This window comes from Noviherbaspirillum sp. Root189, assembly GCF_001428545.1.
Taxonomy (GTDB): Bacteria; Pseudomonadota; Gammaproteobacteria; order Burkholderiales; family Burkholderiaceae_D; genus Noviherbaspirillum.
Map to the genome: position 1 here is coordinate 3,210 of NZ_LMHZ01000066.1, position 7,006 is coordinate 10,215.

6 pseudogenes are annotated in these 7,006 nt (G+C 63.7%); all 6 read right to left on the minus strand.

Annotated features, from left to right (window positions below):
• Positions 1–2,190 (minus strand): annotated as a pseudogene (locus ASE07_RS30985) (non-ribosomal peptide synthetase); the annotation flags it as partial.
• Between the two features lies 1 nt (position 2,191).
• Positions 2,192–2,472 (minus strand): annotated as a pseudogene (locus ASE07_RS30990) (condensation domain-containing protein); the annotation flags it as partial.
• A gap of 58 nt (positions 2,473–2,530) precedes the next feature.
• Positions 2,531–2,740, minus strand: a pseudogene (locus tag ASE07_RS30995) (condensation domain-containing protein); the annotation flags it as partial.
• A gap of 144 nt (positions 2,741–2,884) precedes the next feature.
• Positions 2,885–3,179 (minus strand): annotated as a pseudogene (locus tag ASE07_RS31000) (condensation domain-containing protein); the annotation flags it as partial.
• A 189-nt stretch (positions 3,180–3,368) separates the two neighbouring features.
• A pseudogene (locus ASE07_RS31005) lies at positions 3,369–6,857 on the minus strand (non-ribosomal peptide synthetase); the annotation flags it as partial.
• A 31-nt stretch (positions 6,858–6,888) separates the two neighbouring features.
• A pseudogene (locus ASE07_RS31010) lies at positions 6,889–7,006 on the minus strand (phosphopantetheine-binding protein); the annotation flags it as partial.

The following is a 7,006-nucleotide window of genomic DNA, read 5'->3' on the forward strand; positions in this document are numbered from 1 at the left end:
ACCAGACGCATGTCGCCCGCCCGGTCTTCGCGTGCGATCACCACCGCTTCGCGCACGCCATCCTGCTCCAGCAGCTTCGCTTCAATTTCACCGAGCTCAATGCGGAAACCCCGCAGCTTGACCTGATCATCGTTACGCCCCAGGAACTGGATGCTGCCATCGGCCAGGTAACGCCCCAGGTCGCCGGTCTTGTACATCCGTGCATTCGGCTCGCTGCTGAACGGGTCGGCCACGAAGCGCTCCGCCGTCAGCTCGTCCCGGTTCAGATAACCGCGTGCCACCTGCACACCGCCGATATGGATCTCTCCCGCCACCCCCTGCGGCACCGGCTGACCATTGGCATCCAGCAAATAGATGCGGGTGTTGGCAATCGGATGACCAATCGGGATGTTGTCTGGCAGCTCATCCCCGCTGCATTCCCACGCGGTGACGTCCACCGCCGCTTCGGTCGGCCCGTACAGATTGCTCAGCCGCGCCTGCGGCAACGTCTGCCGGCACTGGCGCGCCAGCACGCCTGRCAACGCTTCGCCGCTGCATACGATGCGGCGCAAGCTGGTACAGGTTGCGGCTTCCGGATGGGCAAGGAAACTCTGCAGCATCGACGGCACAAAGTGCAAGGTCGTGATGGCTTGCTCGCGCACCGCCCGTACCAGATAGGCCGGGTCCTTGTGTCCGCCCGCGCGCGCCATCACCAGCCTGGCGCCATTGAGCAATGGCCAGAAGAATTCCCACACCGACACGTCGAAACTAAACGGTGTCTTCTGCAGCACACTGTCCTCGCCAGTCAGCCGGTACGCATCCTGCATCCACTGCAGCCGGTTGACCACCGACCGGTGCTCGTTCATCACGCCCTTGGGCCGTCCGGTCGAGCCGGACGTGTAGATCACGTAGCACAGGTCGGTTGCGCTGGCCGCGCCGACAGACAGCCGGTCAGACGCTTGCGCCGACCACTGGCAGGCGTCAGTCTGAACGTCGATCACCGGGACCCGATGTGGCAGGTCGGCGATCGCCTGCGCGGCGGCGGGATCGGTGAGCAGGACCAGCGGCGCGCTGTCTGCCAGCATGAAGGCCAGCCGCTCGGACGGATAGTCCGGGTCCAGCGGCACGTAGGCGCCGCCCGCTTTCAATACCGCCAGGATCGCGACCACCATGTCGATGCCGCGCTCCATGCAGATCGCCACCCGCGCATCGGGCACCACGCCTAGCGCGCGCAGGTGGCGCGCCAGCCGATTGGCGCGTGCGTCGAGTTCACCATAACTAAGCTGCGTGCCTTCATGCACCAGCGCCACCGCATGCGGATGGCTTGCTGCCTGCGCCTCGAACTGGTCGTGGACGCGTGCGCCGCGCGGATAGTCAACGGCGGTATCGTTCCATGCCGACAGCACGCGCCGGGATGCCTGCGCATCCAGCAGCGCCAGCCGGTCGATCGTTTGTGTCTCGTTGTCGACCATGCCCTGCAGCAGGCAGCGCAGGCACGCGAGAGTGCGTTCCAGGCTTGCCTGCTCATACAAGGCGGTGGCAAACACCAGGCCGCCGCTGATGCAGCCGTCCCGCTCGCCCAGGAACAGGGACAGGTCGAATTGCGCAGCTAGTCTGCTGGCGGCGACGGGACTGGCCGTCAGCCCGTGCAGCCGGACGTCCTCGCCCTCGGTGTCGTTCCAGCCCAGCATCACCTGGAACAGCGGACTGTGCGCCAGGCTGCGCGGCGGGTTGACGAGTTCCACCACCTGCTCGAATGGCAGGTCCTGGTGTTGTTGCGCTTCCAGCGTGCGCGCCTTCACCGACTGCAGCAGTTGCGCAACCGTTGGTGATGCAGACAGGTCTATGCGCAGCGCCAGCGTGTTCACGAAGAAGCCGATCAGCGGCTCGACTTCGGCCCGGGTGCGGTTGGCCATCGGCGTGCCGATCACCAGGTCGTGCTGTCCGGACAGGCGCGACAGCAGCGCCGCCCAGCCGGCCAGCAGCGTCATGAACAGCGTGGTGCCRTGGCGTGCGCTCAAGTCCTTCAGGCCCTGGGTGARCGCTGCATCGAGTTCAAACGCAACGAAGGCGCCGGCATAGTCCTGCTGYGCCGGACGCGGATGGTCGGTYGGCAACTGCAGCAATACCGGCGCGCCGGTCAGTGTCTGCTGCCAGTACGCACTCTGCGCCTGCAGCACCTCGCCGCTGACCCAGCGCCGCTGCCAGGCCNCGGGTGCGGTTGGCCATCGGCGTGCCGATCACCAGGTCGTGCTGTCCGGACAGGCGCGACAGCAGCGCCGCCCAGCCGGCCAGCAGCGTCATGAACAGCGTGGTGCCATGGCGTGCGCTCAAGTCCTTCAGGCCCTGGGTGAACGCTGCATCGAGTTCAAACGCAACGAAGGCGCCGGCATAGTCCTGCTGCGCCGGACGCGGATGGTCGGTTGGCAACTGCAGCAATACCGGCGCGCCGGTCAGTGTCTGCTGCCAGTACGCACTCTGCGCCTGCAGCACCTCGCCGCTGACCCAGCGCCGCTGCCAGGCCGCGTAGTCCGCGTACTGGATCGCCAGNGGTCAGTGTCTGCTGCCAGTACGCACTCTGCGCCTGCAGCACCTCGCCGCTGACCCAGCGCCGCTGCCAGGCCGCGTAGTCCGCGTACTGGATCGCCAGCGGCGGCAGCGGATCGTCGCGCCCTTCGCAATACGCGTTGTACAGCGCGCTGAACTCGTTGACCAGGATGCCCTGCGACCAGCCGTCGGAGACGATGTGGTGSGTCGTCACCAGCAATACGTGCTCCTGCTCGGCCAGCCGGAGCAGCCGGCCRCGAATCAGCGGTCCCTGTTCCAGGTCGAACGGCGCACCGGCTTCCTCGCCGGTCAGCCGTTCCAGTTCCGCTTCAGCGGTGTCATGTCCACGCAGATCGTNGAATCAGCGGTCCCTGTTCCAGGTCGAACGGCGCACCGGCTTCCTCGCCGGTCAGCCGTTCCAGTTCCGCTTCAGCGGTGTCATGTCCACGCAGATCGTGCTCCTGCAGCGCAAAGCCGCAGTGCGCATCGGCAATGTGCTGCAGCGGCACACCGTCACGCATGACGAAGCGCGTGCGCAGCGATTCGTGGCGCGCCACGATGCGATCCAGCGCGTACCGCAAGGCGTCAGTATCGAGCACGCCTTCCAGCCGCAGCCCGAGCGGCATATGGTAAGCCTGGCTGACCCCTTCCATCTGCGCCAGGAACCACAACCGTTGCTGCGCAAACGACAGCACCAGCCCTTCGCCGCGCGCCACCGGCGTGATCGGCGGCAGCGCGCTGCACGCCGCCTCGCGCACCACCGCGGCGAAGTCGCTCAGTACCGGGCGCGTGAACAATTGGGTAATCCGTACTTCCACGCCCAGCACCTGGCGGATGCGCGNCGCCGCCTCGCGCACCACCGCGGCGAAGTCGCTCAGTACCGGGCGCGTGAACAATTGGGTAATCCGTACTTCCACGCCCAGCACCTGGCGGATGCGCGAAATCACCCGAACCGCCGACAGCGAATGGCCACCGAGGTCGAAGAAATCGTCGTTGCGTCCAACCTGCCCGATTCTGAGCACTTCGGCCCAGATGCGCGCCAGCGTGATTTCTAACTGGTCGCCAGGCGCTTGGTAATCGAGGTCCGGCATGGAACCGGCTCCAATATCGAGCGCAGCCAGTGCGCGGCGGTCGAGCTTTCCGCCGGCCGTGAACGGCAAAGCATCGAGTGTCACGAAAGCGGAGGGAATCATGTAAGCCGGCAAGCATGCCGAAAGCGCGGCGCGCAGCGTCGCTGCATCGACTTGCGCTCCAGTTCGTGCTGTGTAGTACGCAACCAGGCGTTGGGTTTCGGCCCCGGCGGTACCGTCGAGCGCGAGCACCGCAGCCTGCCGGACGCCATCCAGTTCGAGCATCTTGGCCTCGATCTCTCCTGGCTCGACTCGGAAACCACGGATCTTGACCTGGAAGTCGTTGCGACCAGCGAAGACGATATTGCCATCCGGAAGATAACGGGCGAGATCGCCTGTCTTGTACATGCGTGCGTCCGGCTTGCCCGAAAACGGATCAGCCACGAAACGTTCCCGAGTCAGCTCCGCGCGGTTGAGGTAACCGCGTGCAACCTGTGCACCACCGATATGGACTTCGCCGACAACTCCTTGCGGCACCAGCCTGCCGTGCCGGTCAAGCAGGTAGACGCTGCTGTTGGACAAGGGCCGTCCGATGATCGGCAATCCGGCATCCTCTGCCTGGGGCTCGTGCAGCGTGGCGTTGACGACGGTCTCCGTCGGTCCGTATGCGACCAGAAGCCGCGGGCGGTGGTCGGTCAGCCGGAACCAGTCCGACATGGCTGCGGCTGAAATCGCTTCGCCACCCACGATCATCAGACGCAGGCACGCAGGTACCCGCACAGTGCGGTTCTGGACAAGTTGTTCCCAGAACGCGGTGGGCAGGTCCACCACGGAAATCGTATTCGCGGCGCAGTAATCGAAGAAGGTATTCGCATCCGCCAGCCAGCTATCGGTCCGCAGCACCAGCTTAGCGCCGACGCTCAGGCAACCGAATATTTCCTCGACCGAGACGTCGAACGCAAACGAATTGAACTGCAGCACGCAATCGTCAGCGCGCAGCCCGTACTGCGCTGCAATCTCGACGACCTGGCTTGCCACTCCACGGTGTTCGATCATCACCCCCTTCGGTTCGCCTGTCGATCCAGAGGTGTAGATGACGTAGGCCAGACTGGAGGATTGAACCCCGACCGACCTGCGGTCTAGGTTCGACTCATTGCCCTGCTTCCATGCAGCATCAGTACGCAGATCAACGATCGCAACGGAAGCCGCGCAAAGAGCGGCGCCGAACGTTTCCGGCACGTCGACATTAGTCAGCAGCACCAGGGGCTGGCAATCGGCTAGCATGTATTGCAAGCGGCCAACCGGATAAGCAGGATCGAACGGGACGTAAGCGCCGCCGGCCTTGAGCACCGCCAGCACACCGATCAGCATATCGAGTGAGCGCGTCAGGTGCATGGCTACCCGTATCTCCGGCCCAACGCCAAGCGCGCGCAGGTGGTGGGCCAGCCGATTGGCGCACGCATTCAGTTCACCATAGCTCAGCGTGCGCGCTTCCTGTTCGGCCGCAACCGCATCTGGTTTCAATGCAGCCCTGGCCTCGAAGAATTCATGAATGCATTCGACTGTCGGCATGCCGGCGGCGACCGGTGTCGGAGCAGATGTGCTCCATGCGCGCAGCAAGGCAATGTCATCCGCCGGAAGAACATCTAGATCGGATGCCGGCGTTTCCCGGCTTTCTTCGAGTGCTGCCGCCAGTTGTTCGAGCGCCGCATGCATGGTGGCACAAACACGCTCCGGAGAAACCGGAGCCTGCACCTGCGCGGTCAGCGAAAAAACATCTCCCATATCATCCACGTCCAGGCTGAATGGATAATTAGTGCGCTCATCCGTATGCAATACCTCGATCCCCTGCCACGCTTGACGAGCGTCATACGCGTGCTGGATAGACCCGGCGTTGTGCCGGTAGTTCAGGAACGAGGTGAACAGCGGAGCAGGCGCTGCGACGCCACTACAGCGCTGCGCCAACGAAAGGGGGGCATGCTCGTGACGCAATAGCCGGGATAGCCGCGCATGCGTGGCGCGAACGCCTGCGCGCACGCTGTCATCGCGGGGCGCGATGCGCAACGGCAGGGTGTTGATGAAGGTGCCTAGCGTACGGCCTATCCCTTCACTGCCCTGCATGCGGCCGAACAGGACAGTACCGAATACAACATCGTCGCGCCCGGAGACGCGCGCGAGAACCTGGGCCCAGGCATAGTGAAACAGGCTGGCGGCACTTACGCCAAGCGCACGTGCCTGCGTGCGAAGCCGCTGCGCCAGAGACGTATCGACTTCCATCCGTTCTTCGACGATGCGCGATCCGTCCAGATGCACATCGATCAGGCCGTAAGGCGCGGTTGGCTCGTCCACATCGGACAGCATGTCGCGGAAGAATGCTTCGTGTTCCTCGCGGCTGGTCTCGTGCAGGGCCTGCGCCACGAAATCGCGAAACGGAAGCGGATCTGGCAGGCGTCCTTCGGTACCGCACAGGTGCGCGTGTATTTCCTGCAGCATGGTTTCCTGGGCAGTATGGTCGCCGGCCAGGTGATGATTCAGTAACAGCGCGATCCAACGCCGGTTCGGTGCATCATGGGCAATGCAAAGTTGCAGCATGGGCGCACGCCGTATATTGAGCCGGTAATGACGAGGATCGAAACGCCGGCTTAGCTGCTCCACGATGTCGCCTTCTAGGTGATCGATGTCCACTTCTTCGATCGCAAGCGGTGCCTGGCGCAAGACCACCTGGACCGGCTCAGGCAATCCTTCCCAGTACACTGCGGTCCGCAGGATGTCGTGACGGTCGATCACCGCCTGCAAAGCCTGGATGAAACCGTCCAGGCGTTCTCGCGTATCGATCGCGTAGACGCCGCGCAGCAGGTAAGGATCGCCTTCATCCGTTGCCAGGTGATGAAACAGTAGTCCTTCCTGCAACGGCCCCAGGGGATAGATGTCCTGCACATTGGCGGCTCCGCCGGGAACGGCGGATACGATGCGCTCGATCTCGGCCGGCTGAAGACTGACTAGTGTCACCATCTGCGGCGTAATCATGGTGCAGCCGTTCGGTATGCCGTTTGGTACGCTCTGGATGTCGTGGTTTTTTGCTCCCGCGTAGCTTCCGTCCCTGACCATTTCGATCAGGGTTTTCTTGTTTTCGCGGATCAGCCCAACCACGGCTGGGTCGTCAAAAATCCGGCTCTTGCCAAGCACAACGAGTTCGTCGCCTTCGACGGAAAGCGCAACTTGCTCCTCCTGCAGGCGTAATAAGAGCTGGGCAATTGTCATTTCATAGTCTCCATTTTTTTTCTGTCACGGCTGCGAATTGCGCGAGCCGGGGCGCATCGAACAGTGCGCGTACGTCGGTATGCAGGTCTTCGCGGCGCATGCGCTCGATCAGCGTCACCGCCAGCAGCGAATGGCCGCCCAGCCGGAAG